A 19650-nucleotide genomic window follows, 5' to 3' on the forward strand; every position below is an offset into this window, starting at 1 on the left:
TTTATCAACGCGTTCGCCCGTTTCCCTCAACAGCTGTTCGGCAAATTTGTGGAGGCACAATGGAAATCAGATTAGATGGAAAAACTGCTTTAGTGACCGCATCAAGCGGTGGCATTGGCTTTGCCATTGCTAAAGGGCTGGCCGCTAGCGGCGCCAAGGTGGCGCTTAATGGCCGTAGCGAAGCCACCGTTGCGGCAGCAAAACAGCGTTTACTCAGCGAAGTGCCCGATGCCGATATTGTGTTAGCGGTGGCTGACTTATCCGATGCAGCGGGTTGCGAGCAACTGCTGCAAGCGGTGCCTAAGGTCGATATTTTGGTCAATAATGCGGGGATTTATGGTCCGCAGGACTTTTTTGATACTGACGATGATACGTGGGAGCAATACTGGCAGACCAACGTGATGTCAGGCGTGCGGTTAGCGCGTGCTTATCTGCCGGCGATGCAACAGCAAGACTGGGGCCGCGTGGTGTTTATCTCTTCTGAATCGGCCCGCAATGTGCCCGCCGATATGATCCACTATGGCGTATCTAAAACCGCGCAATTGTCACTGAGCCGTGGCTTAGCTAAACGCGTGGCGGGCAGCGGCGTGACGGTAAATAGTGTGTTGCCGGGGCCAACTATCTCTGATGGTTTTGCTGCCATCGTTGCCGATGAGGTACAGCGCACTGGCAAATCGGTAGCAACCATCGCCAAAGAATTTATCATGACCCATCGCCCTAGCTCAGTGCTGCAACGTGCCGCCACGGTGGACGAGGTGGCTAACATGGTGGTGTATGTCTGCTCACTGCAAGCGTCAGCCACCAGCGGCGCAGCACTGCGCGTTGACGGCGGCGTGGTGGACGACATTCTGTAAGCCTTGATACGTCGAGGAAAGTGCGAACTGCGGTTCGTCGCTTAGTGCAACTGATTAAGGAGCTTAGCAATGGATAGACGACAATTAGGTCATACCGGCTTAGAGATCATGCCACTGGTGTTTGGTGGCAACGTGTTTGGTTGGACGATTGACCAGCAAACCAGCTTTGGCATCTTGGATGCGTTTGTTGATGCCGGATTTGACACCATCGACACCGCCGATTGTTACTCAATGTGGGCGCCGGGCAACCAAGGCGGCGAGTCAGAAACCATTATTGGTCACTGGCTGAAAGCCCGTCCGGGCATGCGCGACAAGGTGAAAATTTTTACCAAAGTTGGTGCCGATTTACAGCAACCCGGCAAAAAAGGTTTAACCAGCCAATGGATCAAACAGGCGATTGATGAATCATTGGCGCGATTGCAAACCGATTACGTTGATTTGTACTTTGCCCACTGGCCCGATCCCGACACCGATTATGCGGAAACCCTGCAAGCGTTTAACGAGCTTAAACAAGCTGGCAAGATTCGAGCGATTGGTGCGTCAAACTTAAATGCCGACCAATTGCAGGCATCACTCGACACTGCCAAACGGCTTAATATCACGCCGTACCAAGTGCTGCAGCCGGAATATAACTTGTATGATCGCAGCGGTTTTGAAGGCACATTGCAAGACTTGTGCGTTAAACAGAATATCGGCGTGGTGACTTATTTCAGCTTGGCGTCGGGATTCCTGTCGGGCAAATATCGCAGCAAAGACGATTTGGCTAAGAGCGCCCGTGGCGAAGGTGTTGGCAAATACCTCGATATCAAAGGCCACGCCATTTTGGCGGCACTCGATAAAGTGGCCGAAGCGCATCATGCCGAACCGGCAGAAGTTGCCTTGGCATGGTTGATGGCAGCGCGTGGCGTCACGGCGCCGATTGCGAGTGCCACTAAGGCACATCATGTCAGCAGTTTTGCCAAGGCGGCGAATTTGCGGCTAACCGCCGAGGAGCTGGCGCTGCTCACCCAAGCTGGGATTTAACTCGGTTTTTACTTAACAACCAGAATTTTTCTCCCAAGGTAAACGCCAACTTGAGCCAACCAGCGCCGTTCTGGTTGGCTCTGTTGTTTACAGTTCACTCCAGCGGCGCAGCAGATTGTGGTACACGCCGGTCAGATTAAAAATCTCCTGCGGTGCCGCTGCTGTGGCGGTCAGCGCTTGAATCGATTGGTCGAGTTGGAACAGAATTCGTCGTTGTCCCTCATCGCGCACCATACTTTGTAGCCACATAAATGCCGCCGTGCGTTCACCGCTCGTCACTGGGGTAACTTGGTGCAAGCTGGTGGACGGATAAAGAATGGCGGAGCCCGCCGCCAGTTTTACCGCTTGGGTGCCAAAGGTGTCTTGAATCACTAACTCGCCGCCGGCATAACTGTCCGGCTCGCTCAAAAATAGGGTGGTGGACAGGTCGGTACGCACCAGGCCATCAGCGGTGGAGCGAATGGCATTATCAATGTGATAGCCAAAGGTTTCGCCGCCTTCATAGCGGTTAAACAGCGGCGGATAAAACTGCAATGGCAGCGCCGCCGAGACAAATAACGGGTTGGCGAGCAAACGGTCCATCACCCGTTGGCCGATATCAAGCGCCACTGGATTATCTTTGTCTAGCTGTTGATTGCGTTTGCGCGTTGCTGCCATCTCGCCAGAGGTTTGGTTGCCATCAATCCAAGGCTGAGCATCGAGCTGTGCGCGGATGTTGGCGACTTCTTCTTTGGTAAAAACATTCGGTATTTCAATTAACATGGTCGATATCCTGCTACGCAAAAGCGGCACCGACCCACGTCGGCACCGCTATCACATTAATAGCCCTACGCTTAGAAGCGGAAGTCAGCACTCAGCATCGCCATACGTCCCGGCGCGATGTTGGCAAAGTGTGCCGCGTATGCCTTATCAAAGTAACGTTTGTCCGTCAGGTTTTGCACGTTCAAACGCACGGTGACCCAATCGTTAAAGCGATATGAGGATACAAAGTCATAGCGCCAGTAGGATGGGATCCACAAGGTGTTAGCGGTGTTACCGTAAACTTTATCCATGTAGTACGCACCTACGCCTGCATTGAACTGCTCGGTGATGTCGTAGTTGGTAAACAGGCTAAAGCTATTCTTGGCGGTATTCGGGAAGCGGTTACCGTTGAGCGCAGTGTTGAAACCGTTGGCTTCCAACGTCGCATCCAGATAGGTGTAACCGCCAAAGGCGTGCCACTCTTTGGTGATGTCACCGGACAGGCCGATTTCAAAACCTTTTACTTTCTGCTTACCGACGTTGTCTTGCGGTGCGCCGCGACCAGCTTCAGTCGCTACGCGCGCATTGTTTTTCTCAATCTGGAATACCGAGCCATTCAGCGACAGGCGACCATGGAACAGATCCCACTTAGTCCCCAACTCTAGGCTCTTAGTGTCTTCTGGTGCTAAGTCTTCGTTGCCGCTGCTAAGGCGATCGCTACCGTCACCGTTGGAAGTGCCCGGTGGGTTTGATGAGGTGCCCCAAGCCAGATAGATACTGCCGTTTTCGGCCGGTTTATACAGGGCTGACAGTTGATAGTTCACAAAGCTATCTTCGTTGGTCAACGTGGTGTCGCCCGACACTGAGCTGCTGTCGTAGTCATCCCAACGCACGCCGGCATTGATAAAGATCTGCTCCGTGACTTCTAAGGTGTTGAAGCCATACACCGAGCGAGTATCAGTTTCTGTCACGCTCGGCGTGGTGCTGGCGGTGATGGTGCCAACCCAAGGATCATGCGGGTTGGGATTATCCAGCGAGGTACAGTTGTAGCTTGCCAGCATGTCGGCGCTGCAACCTGCGCCGCGGCCGTTGCCGGTATCGACGCTGTAACCTAAGTTATCGGTTTGCTCATTGCTGAACTCGGCGCCGACGGCAAAGCGGTTTGGCATACCGGCAATGCTCACTTCGCCCGACAGTTGCAACTGCGTCGCCAAGGTCTTGGTGGCGGAGTTGCGTGACTTAGTGTTACGCCACACGTAGCCGTTAGCCACGTTACCCGCTGAGTCATCCGGGTTGGTCACGATATATTGGTTGGTGCTGCGGCTATACACGGTCGTGGAGTTTAAATGCAGTTTGTCGCTGAAGTCGTGATTGATCAGCACTGAACCTGTGTCGTCGCTGTTGTCACGAAAATCGCGTGACAGTAAGCCGTAAAAGTTATCGGCATCGACCTTGGCTGGGCGACCAGTCGCTTGATCATACGGAATACCGTAGTCAGGCATGTCATGGCTCTCAAAGTGGTAATACTCCAAGGTCACTTGAGTGGCACTGTTCATGCCAAAGGTGATAGAGGGCGCTACGCCCCAACGGTTGCCAGATACGTCGTCGCGTCCCGGTGTGTCGGCATCGTGGCTCATCATGTTGATGCGCACTGCGCTGTCTTCACCGATCATCTGGTTGACGTCCAAGGTGGCACGCTTGAGCGAATCGGTGCCCAGTGCCACATCGGCATTGATGAAGTCACCCGCACGGGCTTTTTTGCTGACAATGTTGATACTGCCGCCAACGGCACCACGGCCGTTATAGACCGAGCTTGGGCCTTTGAGCACTTCGATCTGTTCGATGTTGAAGGTCTCGCGGTTTTGCGAACCCACATCGCGCATGCCGTTGATAAAGGTCGATGATTGCGCATCATAACCACGAATAAACGGGCGGTCGCCGTATGGGTTACCGCCTTCGCCAGTGCCGAGGGTGATACCTGGCGTGGCACGCAGCGCATCGGTAAAACTTTGTGCGCCCATATCTTTAATCAGATCTTGATTAATCACAGTGACGGTTTTGGCGCTGTTGAGCAGGTCTTCGGTGAATTTGCCCGATTGTACGCGGCGGTTGTTGTAGCCTTGGTAATCACCGTTGACTTCAATATGTTCTAGCTTTTTCTGCTGGCTTTGCTGCTTGGGTTGCGCGGCATCATCCGCTAGCGCTGGGCTCGCGCCCACTGCCATCCCTAAGGTTAACGAGCCTAATACTGTCGCGCCGAAGCGTACCCGCTGGCGGTGTTTTCTGGTGTTCATTATTCACAAGTCCTGATGTGGTAAAAGGTTAGCCGAGCAACTGCGTTGGTTACTCGTTTAATTCAGCGACGTGCAATATATGATGTTAAAATAATGCTAGCAATAACCATTCTCATTTGCGTTTAATTGATTTAGATCAATCAATCTTAAATTAAACTGAAATTTCAAAAGTTATCCTGTTGAATTATAAGGTGATTAAGAGGGGCTTAATGGCGGTTAAACATTTACACTTGTTAACAGTTGACGCAGTGTCGGGCGGCAGGTCGTTCGGAACGGTTAAAGCGGCTTTAGTGGGGGAGATTAGGTGTGACGCTTGATATGACGCCACATGCTCAGCATTGCTAAGCATGTGGCTACGAGGTGATTTAGTGCTGATAAATCGCATCTAACATTTGGGCTAAGCGCACAGCGCCACGTTCAATGCGTTGCTCAATAATTGGCGCATTGGCATCCACATAAGGCTGCCCCAGTTGCTGGTTGGGCTGGTATTCGCTATAGATTTTACGGGTCAGTTGCAGTGACTCATCACCCCATTGCGCCGGTGTGCCACTGGCATCGAACTGCTTAGCCTTGGCGGTAGCGGCGAGTGTATCGCCCCAGCCGTGCCAGTCTTCGCCGACCAGATGTTCGATGATGCCATAGTCCCAAACGCCATGCAGGTTAGCGGGTTCGCCAAAGAAGCTCACTTGGGTTTTATTGCCACCCCAATCATCGGCGTAACTCACATGCATCGGCTGGTGCAGATCGCCCACGAAATGCGCCAAGAAAAACAGTGCCTGCCAGTCTTGTGGGTCTTTTTTGAGCTTAGCTTGCATCTCATCAATCGCACTCAGCACACAACCTTTTTGTGGGCAGTCGCTGGTGGTGAGCTGCTGGTCATCGTGGGCAATGTTGACGTAGTGCAGATGTTTAGACCAATCCCATTGGTGATCTTTTTTGATGTCATCGGCCCAAGTACAGGCTTCGGCAAATGAGTGGTACTCGCCCTGTTTGGCGGCAAGTGCGTCCAACGTCTGTTGGGTTTTAGGCGAGGTTAAATCGTACGCGGCTTCACAAAATGCTTTGTGGCCGGTAAAGCCCCAAGCATGCACTTGCGAGGCGCACAGCAATAAACATAATCCGAGTAAACGATACATGATGTGTCTCCTAAACGCTGTTGGTGGCATGGTACTTGATGACAAAAAGAGTACATCGCCAACCGCCAGCGCGGTAAATGGGTACAACGAATAGCATTGCCAGTGTGGTATTGCGACTCACACTGGCGTGTCGGGTTTATCAGCGCTTACGGCGCGGGATCTAGGATGGCGCAGCTGTGGTCTTGCAACAGTTCTGGGCTGGCTTTTTCTAAGCCAAACCAACTGGCACGCAATGCCAATAACGCCAAGCGGTTATCTGGCAGCGTGGTCAACGCGAGGCCATATTTGCCCATATCATCTTGTTCAACGTTCAGCTCGCGGGCGATACGTTTGAAAGCACTTTCGGCATGCAGGTCGCTGTCGCTTAAACTGCGGATCTGATAATCACTGCCGTCCAAGCTATAGCTTTGCCACTTCTCATGCAGTTGCGGCGCTAGCTTGTCTAGCTCACTGCGGATATCGGTGCGCAGACAGGAGATATGGATGTGCATCTGGTTCTGCGTGCGGCCATAGGCGGAGTTGATGGCGATAGAAATGGCGGAATCAGCAATTGGCCGACCATATTTCTCCGCCATCAGATGCCGTTCATCCCAAGATAACGCAAAGAACTTTGGCGCATTGGCGGCCAGCAGTGCCGGACTTTCAGTGCCGGTGATTTTCGCAACCGGCAGCAGCAGATATTGCAGCGGGCCGTGACGATCTTTGAGGGTGACATAACCGCGTTGTTCATCCACTTTGGTGCATGGCGCAGGATTTTGTTGTTGTTCCATCCCCACCACGCAGCGTTGACTCACCAGTTGCCATAAGGCATCAGGATTGTGCGGATTGGCAGGCGCAAAGAACCACCAGATGGCTGCTGCAATGGCGAGAATCGGCAACACCAGCAGCAGTTGTTTGGTTACTTTTTTCATCTTTTCCATAGGATTTTGGCGTTTGGCGGCATTTTGCAAGAAAAGGCTAACGCTGTCATGTGAGGAATTGTGAGATTCCGTGACCAAAGGCGAGATTCACTCTATTGGCTGGTGGCGGCATCACACCGTGGCGGGAGTTTTGGGCTAGCTGGCGGGGAATATGTCCACCAGTTGGTGTCGATTAATCGATGTCGCAGAATGGCGAGAGCCAAGGGGCTGTTTATCTTTGCAGGTTGTTTTTGCAGCAGACAGAGCGTGATTTAGGCAAGGCAGGTGATGTGCCGTGTAGTATTCTCCACAAACAGCACCTAACGCTGAATAAATTGCGCTCTGTCGCTGCCCGAAGGGTTCATTTAAACGCCTCCTGAACTTTGTTGCCCCCAGCTTGCTTAGTTGACTAAGCGTCGCAGGCCGCGCCTCATTCATATCGCGTTTAATTTGAACAAAAATTAAATGCCAAAGATCAACAGCCCCTAGCATAAGCTCTCGCCATTGTTGGGTTTAGCTGGATTGTGATAACTGGCGGTTGACGCGGGTTGGTGTCGTTGGCGGCGTCAACGCCCAGATACTGTCGGCATCCCCATTCACTGCGCGCTGATAAGTGACCTTGGCGGCATAGGCGAAACCCGCTGCGCTGAGCAAAGCTACAACATCCACCATCAAGGTTGCTGGCGTTTGCGGTGCCCATAAACCGAGCGATGGCAGGCACAGCGCAGCCAGTGAACTCAAGGGGATGGCGAGACACAGCAAAGCGCCTGCTTGCAGCAGCCGAATCGCCGCGCGTGCCGCACCTGCGCTAAAGCTGTAAATCAGTGCCGCAGCAAAGCCCAGATAATAGATCCACAAATAACTGTAATTGACGTTATCCAATACCGGCGCTAACCATTTACCCAACACCATGCTGGCGGCAATAGCCACCACACTGCCTAAGCAACAGCCGACGGTAAGCGCCGCCATAATGCGCACGCGCTTGGGTTGTTGTACTGGTGTTGTTGCCTGTTTTTGCAGTTTACGGCGTTGTTCTAGCCACAATAGGTTACCGCTATAAAACAACATGGCGCCGCTCAGCCCTAAGCCAAAATAAAGCCAGCGGCCAGCCATGCCCGCAAAACTGCCAAAGTGTAGGCCGAAGAACACCGCGACAATCCGACCCCAAATGCCCTGTTCGCCAGCGGTCATGGTGCTAAACATCACTTGGTGATTGTACGGATTGAGCGCGAGAAAATCGGCAAGTGGCCCGCGCATCATCGCGCTATCACTGTACATCTCAATTCGTGCCATGGCGCGTGGGCCATCCAGACCAGCAAAGGTGATGCTGCGTGCCTGATAATCGGCTTGAAAACTGTTGGCGGCGGTGAGCACCTCGCTGATCACCGGCAGCGGCGGATGTTCGGCCGGGGCTTGCATCGCGGTACGCGGCATAAAGCTTGGCGGCGTTTTGTAGATGGTTTGATTCAGTGCATCGTAAAACTGGTCATGAAAGGCAAACACTATCACCGTCAGGGCGATAACGATATGAAACGGTAAGGCGGTAATGCCCAACAGATTGTGGGTATCTAGCCAAAAACGGCTCGGGCCTTTTTTGCGGCGCAGCGCGAACAGGGTTTTCACTAAGGTGGGCAGTAAAAAGATCACACCCGACACCAGCGCGATAAAGTACAGCATCGACGCAACGCCCATCACCAAAACACCTAGTTGCTCATGGCCGACATGACCTGCAATACCGGCGGTGCGATGTAGTTGGTCAATTAATTCCGCGAGTTGATTGGGCACCACTTGTTGGGTGATCAGCTCGCCTTCCGGTGTGAGTGAAGCTTGCCACTGCGCTGCATTAAGGTGTACATCATGGTCGCGGCTCACTTGTGACCATGTCAGGGGCGAGTAACGGCTGTCGTTTGGGTAAATGGTAAACCCTTGGCTGATCTCGGGGTGTTGCGCTTGTGCTTTGGCGAGCAGTTCATCCAAGCGTTCAACCGGCACTTGCGGTAACACATGGCTTGGTGGCGATGCCCATGCGGCAATCTCGGTCTTGAACATCGTGAGCGCACCAGCAAAAAAGCAGATAAACAGCAAAATGCCGGTAGTGATGCCGGTCCACAGGTGAACCTTTTGATAAATTCTTAAAATATCGCTACGAATTTGCACGGTGTTACCTCAATAACAGTAGCAGTGCCCATGCCAGCAGATTAGCGCCGCCGAGCCAAAGCAGCGCACGCGCCGCCGAATGAAACAGATACACTAGACTCACCACACTGAGCCAGATCGGCGCAACTAACCACATGTTAAATTGGTACTTATCACGTGCTTCGATGCCTCCCGGCCCAAACCATGCGAACAAGCCAACAAGTGCCAGCGCTAGCGCAAATCCTAATACCAAGCCAATGGCGGTTTTGCTGATCCAGTCTGGGCGAATCTTCTCCTTGGATGGACGGCGAGTTTCACTGAGACTCATTTCAATGGCTCCCGTTTAAACAGCGCAATAAACGGTAGCGTGCCAAACATGATGCCGAGCACCAGCAACCACCAGAAGAACGCGGCCGCTGGGGTCAACACTAAATGCCAACCACAGAAGCTACATAACAGCAGCATGTAGGCTAGATAGCGCCACGGGGCGACGGCAATGGGATGTGATAGTAGGGCTTGCTGTTTGCTGCTGAGGTAGAGCAGTGCCACCGCCGTCACCATAAGTAGCAGTAAAAAGCCGTAGAACAGCGCGGTTTCCATATCGTCTCGCTTGTGCGTTCGTTTGAGTTAACCACAGGTTAATAAACGTCGCAGACTATATTAATTAGTTAATGATAGTCATTATCATTTACATGAATTTGGGAGCTGGTGCAAAAAAAATCAGCATCAAGCGCAGGAGGTTGGGGTGGCTCGGCAGTCAGCAAGCTGCTGGCCGCCAAAGACGGTGGTTGGGGTGGCTCGGCAGTCAGCAAGCTGCTGGCCGCCAAAGACGGTGGTTGGAGAATGGCGCCGCAGCGTCTGTCTACAGCATCGTCTGCTTGCTGAAAAATGGCTTTTGATGGGTTATTGCCGTTCGCGCTGTTGTTTGAGTCGATTGAAATGTGCAGCGGGATTGAAGTACAGCACGGCTTGCTCGCCAGCACTATCGACCACATGCACCTCGTCACATAACGGGTTGTTAATCAGCCGCTGTGAGGTGGGGCGAACTTGAAAGAAATACATCGCATCGTATTCCTCTTGCACCGATACGGTGACATAGGCCGTTGCTGGGGTGGTACCGTCCCCCGAAGACACCAGCGACTGCATTAACCCGTCAAACCAGCGGTAGTGATCATCAGATGCTGCCTGCTCACCTAACTGCTCTAACGCCATACTGGTCATGTAATTGATGCGAATATCGATGGGGCATTGTTGTAGCCACTGTTGGCCTATTTTGGCTAATTCTGCCCAATTGTTGGCATCCGCCGCCTGATAAATTTCGGCTAATGGTCGGCCATCATGGCAACGTTGCTGATAATCATCTGCCCATCCGATGGTCGTACGCATCGCGTCAAAATTCACATTTTCATCAGCCCAATCAACAGCTGCGTGAGCAGGCGGATGAGCAGAAGAGACACAAGCAGTGAGTAACATAGTGGCAACGAGGCAGAACAAAGCTTTCATGGACATCCCTATATGCAACACGCCAGCCAAACCAGCGTTGCGGACAGATTAACAGTTATTGATTGCGCTGCATAAGTCGTAGACGAAATTTATCCCTTAAGTTGCAGTAACTGCCTAGCGGGGCAATGCCGTGCTAGGCGTATGTTGCATCGGCAACATGAAGGGCACATTCATCGCGAACGGCGCTCCAATGTGTTGTGTAATAACGGCGGCATCACATGCTGGCATGACTTGCATCTTATTGCGATGATGCTGCGGATAAACGTCGTGAAGTTGGTAGCGGTTGTGCATCGAATTTGTTACAGATATCACTAAAATACTAATGAAAACGATTCTCAATAGTGTTATCTTGACGCCTTCCCAGTGACTCAATAATAACGAATTTTACTATGCGCTATCATCTTCTCCCTCTGAGTGCAGCGATTGCTGCCGTGTTGTACCCACTGGCTGCTACGGCCGATCAAACCAATAACGATAACGACCAGATCGAAAAAATTACTGTCACTGGCAAGTACAGTGTCAGCAAAACGATTGATACCGCGACAGGGTTAGGTTTGACCCTGCGCGAAACGCCGCAGTCGGTGTCGATTTTGACCGCTGAGCGTATTCAAGATCAGGCATTAAATACCGTGGTTGACGTGGTCAATAACGCTGTCGGTTTGTCATCTACCAAAGTTGACAACGTGCGTAACGGTTTTACTGCTCGTGGCTTTGCGGTACAAAACTATCAAATCGACGGGGTGCCGTTGTCATGGAGCTTAGGCGGTGACGCTGGCGAAACCGTATCAGACGTCTCTTTATATGAACGCGTAGAAGTGGTCCGTGGCGCTACCGGTCTATTGACTGGCGCGGGCGATCCATCCGCCTCGATTAACTTAGTGCGTAAACACGCGGATGCCACCGAACTTACTGGCTCTATTCAGTTGGATGCTGGCAGTTGGGCCAAAAAACAAGTAACCGCTGATGTCGGCAGTAAGCTTAATAGCGATGGTACGGTACGCGGTCGCTTAGTGGCTAAGTATGTGGATAACAACTCGTTCCAAAACTATTACGAAGACCATAAAACCATTCTTTATGGTGTGGTCGATACCGACATTACCAATAGCACGCTGCTGCGCGTGGGTATGGTGTATAACAACAACGACCCTCATGGCGCGATGTGGGGTGGTTTGCCAGCCGTATTTGCCGATGGCAGTGCCGCTGATTGGGACGTATCTACAACGACTGGTGCGGATTGGACCCGTTGGGAATCTACCAACAAAAATTACTTTGCCAACTTGAACCATATGTTCAGCAACGGTTGGCAGTTGGTGGCCAACTACAACCGTATGGAATATGAAACTCAATCACGCCTGATTTATATGTCTGGCGTTTTTAACGCCGCTACTGGCACCTATACAGCATTAGATGCGGAAACAGGAGCTGGCCTGGTGGGGCAACGTTATAACGCTCATGCTGAGAATAATTCCAATAACTTCGACCTGCAGTTGAAAGGTGACTACGAGCTGTTCTCTCGCAGCCATGAATTCGTCATGGGTGCGTTGTACAGTAAACAAAAAATGTACACGGACACTTATAACCCTAATCCAATCGTTGGTGGGACGGCATACGATGCTAACCCTGTGACGAATTTCTACGACTGGCAACACGGTAATACCTTCGGCGAACCTGAATGGGACACTACCGCGGCTCGTAACCAAGAATTGGAAACTGAGCAGAAAGGCTTCTACGCCGCTACGCGTTTAGCTATTACTGACGAGTTGAAAGTGATCGCCGGTGGTCGTATCTCGAGTTGGAATCGTGAAGGTATTAACTGGGGGAATGCAACTTTCGGTAATAATGGTGAGTTTGTACCTTATTTGGGTGCCTTGTATGACCTGAATGAGCAGCACCGTATTTATGCAAGTTATACCGAGATCTTTAACCCGCAAAATGCTCGTACTGCTGATGGTAGCTTTATCGACCCATTGGAAGGTAAAGCCTACGAACTGGGTTTGAAGAGTTCATTCTTTGATGATCGTCTACATACCACCGTGGCAGTGTTCAAGATCGACCAAGATAACCTAGCGGTTAGCGATCCTAATTTCGAGCCTACACCGGACCAGCTGTCTGCTTCTATAGGAGCAAAAGGTACAGAAAGTGAAGGCTTTGAGTTTGAAGTTGTCGGACAACCTATTGATGGTTGGAACGTTACTGCGGGCTATTCACAGTTTAAAGCGGAAAATGCTGACGGCGAGCGCGTACAAACTGATACACCGCGTAAGCAACTGAAACTGTTCACGACCTATCAGTTCCAAGAGGTGCTGCCTGAACTGACCGTTGGTGGCGGTATCAATTGGCAAAGTGAAGCATATTCTGAAAGTGCCACAACGCGTATTGAGCAAGGTGCTTATTCATTGGTGAACTTGATGGCGCGATATGACATCAACGACAGCATGGATATTCAAGTGAACGTAGAAAACCTGTTTGATAAGAAGTATTACGCCTACATGACCTCTAATGCGCTTTATGGCTACAACTTCTACCACTACGGCACACCACGTAACTTTACGGTGAGCTTTAAATATCGCTTCTAATCGGTGATGAAGGCGGTGGCGGCGGTAATGCTGTCACCGCACCTTAACAGAAGCATATGACGGTGAGTGATGTGAGGTGATAAGACGTTGGTGGTGCTGGCGGAAGTAATAACACCATGAATAAACTATTGCGTTCAATGCGTGTGTACACGGCCACGGTTAATCTCGGCTCAATGAAAGCGGCGGCCGAGCAGCTTAACATGAGTACCTCGGCGGTCAGCCAGCAGATCCAAAAAATGGAGCAGCGGGCAGGCGTGGCGTTGCTTATCCGTAGTACGCGTACACTCACCCTCACCGATGTGGGGCAAGAGATCTATGACAACTGCTGCCGCATGCTTGCCTTGGCAGAGCAAACGGAAGCGCTACTCGACAACTACAAACATCAGCCCACTGGCGTACTTAAAATCTCGGCTCCTGCGGGATTTGGCAGCCAGATGTTGAGTGAGCCGATTCGGCGCTTACAGGCATCTTATCCCGATATTCATCTCGACCTTAGCTTGCAAGATACCGCTATCGATCCGGTGCGAGAAGGGATCGATATCGCTATTCAAATCGGTCCGTTAAAAGATTCATCCTTGTTTGCTCATCATCTGGCGCGCTGGCGGGTTGTGTTGTGTGTGGCGCCCAACTATTTAGTGCAACATCGGCGGGTATTACCCAATCATCCCAGTCAGTTGGTTAATTGGCAGCGTATTGGTCACTCGTTGATAAAAAATAGCTACAACACGCTGTACCATCCACATCTGCAAGGGTTTGAACTCCCGCCGAGCCAGTTTGATGTCAACAACATGCAATCGTTGCAGTGTTTTGTGGCAGATGGTCTCGGTTATGGCGCTTTACCTGAGCCAGATGTCATCAACCTATTACGGCAAGGGCAATTATTGCGGGTATTACCAGATTGGCAGTTGCAAGAATGTAATGCCTATGCGTTAACCCGCACCAAAGTGATGCCGCCGAAAGTTCGCGAAGCGTTGCATATTCTTCAATCCTGTTTCGCTCGATATGCGCAACTCCTGCCCACTGAGTGACTTCCCTCGCTAAACCAAACTGATCACTGCATGTGGATGTTGCTGCTGTGCTTAAAGACGACCGCGCTGCGTGCATAAGGCATTTCAGTCGCTACGCGGCAGCTCAGCGTGGCTTATTCTGCGCTTGGTTGTTCCGTATCAAGACGTTTTACCGTGCTCGCACTGCGCGCCGCATCCGCGAAACGTTGTTTCAGCGATTGCGCCAGTTGGTTATTACTCGGTGATGTGGTGGTTTTGGGACCGAAGAAGTGTTGCCAAGACAGCCATATTGCATAGCCGAACAGCATATAAAACAGCAGGCGTTTCATGAGGTTTTGTCATCCTTAACAAATAATAACGCTGGTTTTTTCAACAGCGCGGCGCATCTTCTCGCAAAATTATGCCATTGGCAAGAGTAAAGGTTTAATGATGCCCTGTGCTTAAGTATGCTGGAGCGCTAATGAGTGGGAGAGACTATGAATAACACCGCGTTGGTACTCGAAGGCGGCGGGCTACGGGCAATGTATACCGCCGGGGTTTTGGATGCCTTTTTGGCAGCCGAGCTGTATTTTCCCTATGTGGTTGGCGTATCTGCTGGCGCTATCTATCCCGCTTCTTACCTGTCGCGTCAGTCGGGCCGTAACCTGACGATTCAGCAGCGTTATCTCGGTGATAAACGTTACATGGGCTGGCGTCATTGGCTGAAAAACGGCAACTACGTCAATGTTGATTTTACCTACCGCCGCATGGCGAACGAATTAGTGCCGTTTGATTTCAGTGCATTTATGGCGAACGATGCCGAGTTCAAAATCGGTGCCTTTAACTGCCACAGCGGTAATACCGACTTTTTTACCAAAGCAGATTGCGCCGAGCCGCAGCGTTTGCTGGATGTGCTGATTGCATCATCCAGCTTGCCGTTTGTATCGCCGCCGGTGGATATTAATGGTCAAACGTATCTTGATGGCGGTATCGCCGCACCGATCCCACTAGCGCAGGCGCGGCGCGATGGTTATCAACAGCAATTGGTGATTTTGACTCAAGATGCGGACTACCGAAAATCCGCCTTCAAACCTGCGTGGTTAGCTAAACGGGCGTATCGCCGTTATCCCAAAGTGGCCGAGGCGTTGCTGCAACGTCATCAAGTGTATAACCAAGGTTTGTTAGATTTGTCGGCGCAAGTTGCCGCGGGCAACACCTTAGTGATCCAGCCACAACAGCCGCTGGGGTTAGATCGGCTCGAACGCCGCTTTGATAAAGTGGCCGCCGTCTATCAACTCGGCTTGGCCGATGGTCAAAAAGCGCTGCCGCAAGTGCGCGCGTTCATAGATTGTGCTGCATTCAGCAAACCGCAAGATAAGGTTGTGGTTAAATAAACAAGTTTAGGTACAACAACCCGCGCGCTGGAGTCGCTATGGCGAATATCATGCTGATTGCCAATCTTAATTGCGATCGAATTTTACAACTTAACAAATCGTTGCAAATCGGCGGTCGTTATCATTATGACGATGGTGGTCGGCGTTTAGGTGGCGGTGGTGCCAATACCGGCATTGGCTTGGAATGGGCGGGCCACTGCGTGGCATTAGTTAGCCAAGTGGGGCGTGACGAACTGGGCGATTGGTTGTTAGCCCAAGCCAGCGTTAACGGTTTGGATTGCCGCCGCGTGTCGCGTCATCACGGTCAAACCTGCGAAATCATGTTGTTGATGACCCCCGATGGCGAACGCACCATTATTCGGCCGCAGCGGCCAGTGTTCCAACTGGGCACACCGCCAGATTGGCGCGACTGGCACGCCGTGTACCTCAACTCCTCGGCCGAAGGTGCCGCCAGTTGGAGTAAATCCGCACTGGCGCATACGCTGGTGGTTGCTCAGCTAGCGAAAGACGAACGGCCACGGCCGTGCCATATTCTGTTGTCATCACTGTCGGATATGCAGGAACGTACTGAACTCAGTATGTGGGACTACGGCCGCAGTATCGCCGGTGACTCGCTGCAGTATTTTATTATCACTGAAGGTGAACAAGGCGCGCGGTTATATCATGCGGCTGGCGAGCTGCATATTGATGCGAAACCGGCCAAACTGGTGGATAGTACTGGCGCCGGGGATGTTTATGCTGCTGGCTTGATCCACGGTTTAGTGTCGGGGTTAACCATCGAGCAAGCGATGCAAGAGGCGGCCACCTGGGGCGCATTTGCGGTGGCCTCGGAAGCCTCGATTCCGAGCGACAACCTGCGCGACTATTTGCAGGGCAATGAGACCGGTGGCATTTAAGCGCCTGTTTTTATTCGCTCACTCGGCGCAATTGTCATCAAAACCCTAAATTACCGTCATGTCGCTGTCATCTCAGCTACCTAATATGTGCTCCGAGCCGATGGGAACCATGGCTTTATGTTTGTTTGACTCTCCCTTTCGTAGCATTGATTGTTTCTAAGCGCCTCGCCTTTGTGCGAGGTTTTTTTTGTCATTAGTTTGTCATCTGAGTGGTGCAAGTTCTTACAGGTACCGCAAGTACCTTTGTTCATTGACTGACAACTTTCCTAATTACCCCGCATGCCGTAGCTGCGGGGTTTTTTGTTACCGCCGTCCGTCCATTTGTCGCCATCGTCAAGCTATGGCAAAGTAATGCGCTTAATTCATACATGCCACATCGTGGTTTATGGCAGCTAACAGGACGTCATCTCATGCCAATCGCTTTATCAGGTTTGTATATTGGTACAGGCTGCGACCTCACCGAGCAGGTGCGGAGCAGTATTAGCAGCAAAGTGGCGGTGCCCAGCTTACAGGTCGGGCGGCATAGCGTTGCACAAGATGGACCGGTGGACCTGAAAAATCACGGCGGTGATGATCGCGTACTGCACCATTTCCCGCAGGAGCATTACGCCTTTTATCAACAGCAAGGGTTGATGAGTGCCGAGCGACAAGCGCCCGCGCTGGGGGAGAATATCTCCACGGTGGGGCTGTTAGAGCAAGATGTGTGTATTGGCGATGAGATTGCGATTGGCGCAGTTTTGTTGCAAATTAGTTTACCGCGATCGCCTTGTTTTAAAACCAATTTGCAGTTTAAACAGCGTGAATTTGCCCGTACGATGCAAAATACCGCCCGCTGTGGCTGGTTGTATCGCGTGTTGGTGCCCGGCACGATTAACCAAACAGACAAGATCACCGTGGTTAAACGCCATAGTGATATTAGCGTGGCCGAGGCAATGCGGCTCTATTTTGCTGAGCCATTTGATGCGGCTGCCTACGAAAAACTGCTTACTGCGCCAGGTTTAGGCGATGATTGGCAGCGTAAACTACAACAACGTTTAGCCACTGGCGTCGTCGAGAACTGGCATGGCCGACTCTATGGGGCTGACGCTTTTTATCAAGGATGGGACGAGAAGTGATGGAGTTAAATACGGTAACAAAAGAAGAACGTGACATGGGGATTCTGGTGCATGTCGCCAGTTTTGCAGGGTATGTCATTCCCTTTGGCAATATTCTTGGGCCATTAATTGTTTATCTGATGAAACGTGATGAGTCTGAATTTGTGGCGGCATGTGGTAAAAACTGCCTGAATTTTCAAATCAGCTTAGCCATCTATTTTATCATTAGTATCGTGCTGGCCTTTGTGCTGGTGGGCTTTTTGGTCATGGGACTTTTGGCGTTACTCAACCTGATTGTCACCGTGATTGCCGCCATTAAAGCCAGCGAAGGCACGGTGTATCACTACCCGCTCGCCATTCGCTTTCTCAAGTAAGCCTAGGGGCTGTTTGTGGAGAATAACTACACGGCACCTGCCTTGCCTAAATCACGCTCTGTCTGCTGAAAAACAATCAGCAAAGATAAACGGCCCCTAGGGAAGGTGCGAATAAGTCCCGTGCGTGCTCTGCGTGAGCATACAGCTTTCAGATACAAGGCGCAGTTTGCCGCGAATGGTGAGCCCTTTGCAAAAACTGCAACGTAGCAGATGAAGCTGTAGGCCACGCCCTACGGGGATTTGTAAGCTCATGCATTTCTTCGTTAGCTAACTTTGCCATGCTCCAGCATGCCCGCAGTTAGCTGCCTTGAACTGCTATGGCTTACAAATCCAGAGCGTCGCGAAGACTTGTTCGCACCTTCCCTAGTGCTTTGCCATATCCGCCAACGCCCGTTGGCGGTATTGCCATAGCGCAAATACACCAAATACAAAGGCTTGCAGATAGTCTTTAGCTTTCAACGGCATCAACGTATTAAACACCGAATAGAACATCAGCGTTTGCAGCAGGTGCATCATCACGGTCACACCCAACAGAATATTCAGCACTAGCGAGATATTGCCGCCAAACGGTTGCACGATATTGTAAAACATCAGTAGCCACGCCAGCAGGGTAAGTAGTTTGCCTAAGTTAATCAGCATCTTTGGTCTCTCGTTGCAGTTGATACAGGCGATAACACACTTGGCCCGCCACTTTCTCTTTCAGTTGTACCCAGTCGGCTGGCACGGGCAGCGCCCCTAACTCACTCTCCACTTCGACGTAGATTAACGCCAGATCATTGAGCCAGCCGTTGCTACTGAGTAATTCAATGCTTTGAGTTGCCAAGCCTTTGCGAAATGGCGGGTCGAGAAATACCAAGTCAAACTGGCGATCCGCTGGCAGGCTTAGCGCCGCAATCACATCACGATTCAGCACCTCAGCGCGGTCACATTGCAACGTGGTTAAGTTTTGCTGTAGCTGTTTGGCCGCTGGCGTTTGTAGCTCATAAATACGGGCAAACTCGGCGTAACGTGACAACGCCTCTAACGCCAGCGCACCGCTACCGGCAAAACAATCGAGCACTTGGCTGCCAGCGATATCGCCACTGAGCCAATTAAACACGGTTTCGCGCACGCGGTCAGTGGTGGGACGCAGGCCTTCAAGATCGTGGATTGGCAAGCGCCGCGAGCGCCACTGCCCCGCAATAATTCTTACCTGACCACTGCCTGGTCGATTCTTGGACATTTTGCCCCCGTGATTTTGCCTGAAGAAATAAAATGGTAGACTGTCTCGATTATTTTAACGCCGTCAAAATGCAGCAGTTTTTCACTGCCACGCCATGGCGGCAATGCGAGCGCCGCTATTCTATAACAAACTCGCCGCATAAGGCGAAACGCAAAGCGGCCAATAGCACCAATACACAGGGCTAGCCGCCCTATTTAGCAGCCGCCACGCACGCGGTTGCCCGTTACCACCCATTACGATTGAGCATTGATAACGAATGGCTAAGAAAGGTTTTTTCTCATGGTTCCGCAAAGATAAAACTGCGCAGGAATCTGCTCCCGAAGAACAACAGTTAGTGGACACCCCCGCTGAGGACGTGAGCGCGAGCGACACGGTCAGCAGTGATCCTGAAACCGCTCAGAACGAGCAAGATGCGCTTGCGACCGCCGCGACCAGCGCGGACTCTCTGCCAGAGCCAGAGCCAGAGCCAGAGCCAGAGCCAGAGCCAGAGCCAGAGCCAGAGCCAGAGCCAGAGCCAGAGCC

The 19650-nt window shown here is 51.7% G+C and carries 20 protein-coding genes and 1 pseudogene; 10 read left to right on the forward strand and 11 right to left on the reverse strand.

The window, feature by feature from the left end; genetic code table 11:
• Positions 1-59: 59 nt before the first annotated feature.
• The gene (locus L9G74_RS12860) at positions 60-854 is read left to right on the forward strand and encodes an SDR family NAD(P)-dependent oxidoreductase (RefSeq protein WP_238896815.1); all 795 of its coding nucleotides are present in this window, start codon (positions 60-62) and stop codon (positions 852-854) included.
• A gap of 69 nt (positions 855-923) precedes the next feature.
• The gene (locus L9G74_RS12865; protein WP_238896816.1) at positions 924-1877 is read left to right on the forward strand and encodes an aldo/keto reductase; all 954 of its coding nucleotides are present in this window, start codon (positions 924-926) and stop codon (positions 1875-1877) included.
• Between the two features lie 87 nt (positions 1878-1964).
• Here the strand turns inward: L9G74_RS12865 and L9G74_RS12870 are convergent, their stop codons facing one another.
• The 7 genes from L9G74_RS12870 to L9G74_RS12900 all read right to left on the reverse strand — a co-directional run bounded on the left by L9G74_RS12870 (position 1965) and on the right by L9G74_RS12900 (position 9683).
• Positions 1965-2639: a Fe2+-dependent dioxygenase gene (locus tag L9G74_RS12870; RefSeq protein WP_238896817.1), complete on the reverse strand. Its 675-nt coding sequence runs from the start codon at positions 2637-2639 to the stop codon at positions 1965-1967.
• A gap of 71 nt (positions 2640-2710) precedes the next feature.
• Positions 2711-4912, reverse strand: coding sequence for a TonB-dependent receptor (locus L9G74_RS12875; protein ID WP_238896818.1), 2202 nt, complete (start codon positions 4910-4912; stop codon positions 2711-2713).
• A gap of 365 nt (positions 4913-5277) precedes the next feature.
• Complete coding sequence (locus tag L9G74_RS12880; RefSeq protein ID WP_238896819.1) at positions 5278-6048, reverse strand: S1/P1 nuclease; 771 nt, start codon at positions 6046-6048, stop codon at positions 5278-5280.
• Between the two features lie 146 nt (positions 6049-6194).
• Positions 6195-6959, reverse strand: a complete 765-nt coding sequence (locus L9G74_RS12885; RefSeq protein ID WP_238896820.1) for a CDP-diacylglycerol diphosphatase — start codon at positions 6957-6959, stop codon at positions 6195-6197.
• 501 nt (positions 6960-7460) lie between these two features.
• Positions 7461-9104: a PepSY-associated TM helix domain-containing protein gene (locus tag L9G74_RS12890; RefSeq protein ID WP_238896821.1), complete on the reverse strand. Its 1644-nt coding sequence runs from the start codon at positions 9102-9104 to the stop codon at positions 7461-7463.
• Positions 9105-9108: 4 nt separating this feature from the next.
• Complete coding sequence (locus L9G74_RS12895; RefSeq protein ID WP_238896822.1) at positions 9109-9411, reverse strand: hypothetical protein; 303 nt, start codon at positions 9409-9411, stop codon at positions 9109-9111.
• Positions 9408-9683 carry a hypothetical protein gene (locus L9G74_RS12900; protein ID WP_238896823.1) on the reverse strand — a complete coding sequence of 92 codons (276 nt, stop codon included), beginning with the start codon at positions 9681-9683 and terminating at the stop codon, positions 9408-9410. The genes L9G74_RS12895 and L9G74_RS12900 overlap by 4 nt, the downstream gene beginning before the upstream one ends.
• Before the next feature lie 108 nt (positions 9684-9791).
• On the opposite strand from L9G74_RS12900, the gene L9G74_RS12905 reads away from it, so the two are divergent.
• The gene (locus tag L9G74_RS12905) at positions 9792-9968 is read left to right on the forward strand and encodes a hypothetical protein (protein ID WP_238896824.1); all 177 of its coding nucleotides are present in this window, start codon (positions 9792-9794) and stop codon (positions 9966-9968) included.
• A gap of 18 nt (positions 9969-9986) precedes the next feature.
• Here L9G74_RS12905 and L9G74_RS12910 read toward each other — a convergent pair whose 3' ends face one another.
• Positions 9987-10586 (reverse strand): DUF4919 domain-containing protein, encoded by a 600-nt coding sequence (locus L9G74_RS12910; RefSeq protein WP_238896825.1) that lies wholly within the window; start codon positions 10584-10586, stop codon positions 9987-9989.
• Positions 10587-10975: 389 nt separating this feature from the next.
• Here L9G74_RS12910 and L9G74_RS12915 point away from each other — a divergent pair, with 389 nt between their 5' ends.
• On the forward strand, positions 10976-13162 hold the full coding sequence (locus L9G74_RS12915; RefSeq protein WP_238896826.1) for a TonB-dependent siderophore receptor: 2187 nt from the start codon (positions 10976-10978) through the stop codon (positions 13160-13162).
• A gap of 116 nt (positions 13163-13278) precedes the next feature.
• Positions 13279-14190 carry a LysR family transcriptional regulator gene (locus L9G74_RS12920; protein ID WP_238896827.1) on the forward strand — a complete coding sequence of 304 codons (912 nt, stop codon included), beginning with the start codon at positions 13279-13281 and terminating at the stop codon, positions 14188-14190.
• 113 nt (positions 14191-14303) lie between these two features.
• On the opposite strand, the gene L9G74_RS12925 is transcribed toward L9G74_RS12920, so the two are convergent.
• The gene (locus L9G74_RS12925; RefSeq protein WP_238896828.1) at positions 14304-14498 is read right to left on the reverse strand and encodes a hypothetical protein; all 195 of its coding nucleotides are present in this window, start codon (positions 14496-14498) and stop codon (positions 14304-14306) included.
• Positions 14499-14645: 147 nt separating this feature from the next.
• On the opposite strand from L9G74_RS12925, the gene L9G74_RS12930 reads away from it, so the two are divergent.
• The 4 genes from L9G74_RS12930 (at position 14646) to L9G74_RS12945 (ending at position 17906) form a co-directional block, all read left to right on the forward strand.
• A complete protein-coding gene (locus tag L9G74_RS12930) occupies positions 14646-15542 on the forward strand; it encodes a patatin-like phospholipase family protein (RefSeq protein ID WP_238896829.1) in 897 nt (298 codons plus the stop codon).
• Positions 15543-15580: 38 nt separating this feature from the next.
• Positions 15581-16438 (forward strand): PfkB family carbohydrate kinase, encoded by an 858-nt coding sequence (locus L9G74_RS12935; RefSeq protein ID WP_238896830.1) that lies wholly within the window; start codon positions 15581-15583, stop codon positions 16436-16438.
• Positions 16439-16848: 410 nt separating this feature from the next.
• Positions 16849-17553, forward strand: a complete 705-nt coding sequence (locus L9G74_RS12940; RefSeq protein WP_238896831.1) for an MOSC domain-containing protein — start codon at positions 16849-16851, stop codon at positions 17551-17553.
• Entirely contained in the window at positions 17553-17906 is a 354-nt protein-coding gene (locus L9G74_RS12945) for a DUF4870 domain-containing protein (RefSeq protein ID WP_238896838.1), read from the forward strand. Before L9G74_RS12940 ends, L9G74_RS12945 begins: the two co-directional genes overlap by 1 nt.
• Positions 17907-18269: 363 nt before the next feature.
• Here L9G74_RS12945 and L9G74_RS12950 read toward each other — a convergent pair whose 3' ends face one another.
• Positions 18270-18545 carry a DUF1145 domain-containing protein gene (locus L9G74_RS12950; RefSeq protein ID WP_238896832.1) on the reverse strand — a complete coding sequence of 92 codons (276 nt, stop codon included), beginning with the start codon at positions 18543-18545 and terminating at the stop codon, positions 18270-18272.
• Entirely contained in the window at positions 18535-19128 is a 594-nt protein-coding gene (gene rsmD / locus L9G74_RS12955) for a 16S rRNA (guanine(966)-N(2))-methyltransferase RsmD (protein WP_238896833.1), read from the reverse strand. The genes L9G74_RS12950 and rsmD overlap by 11 nt, the downstream gene beginning before the upstream one ends.
• Before the next feature lie 256 nt (positions 19129-19384).
• Between rsmD and L9G74_RS12960 the strand changes: the two are divergent.
• Positions 19385-19650: pseudogene (locus L9G74_RS12960) on the forward strand (hypothetical protein); the annotation flags it as partial.

The sequence above is a fragment of the Shewanella electrica genome, from assembly GCF_022321485.1.
GTDB classification, from domain to species: Bacteria; Pseudomonadota; Gammaproteobacteria; order Enterobacterales; family Shewanellaceae; genus Shewanella; species Shewanella electrica.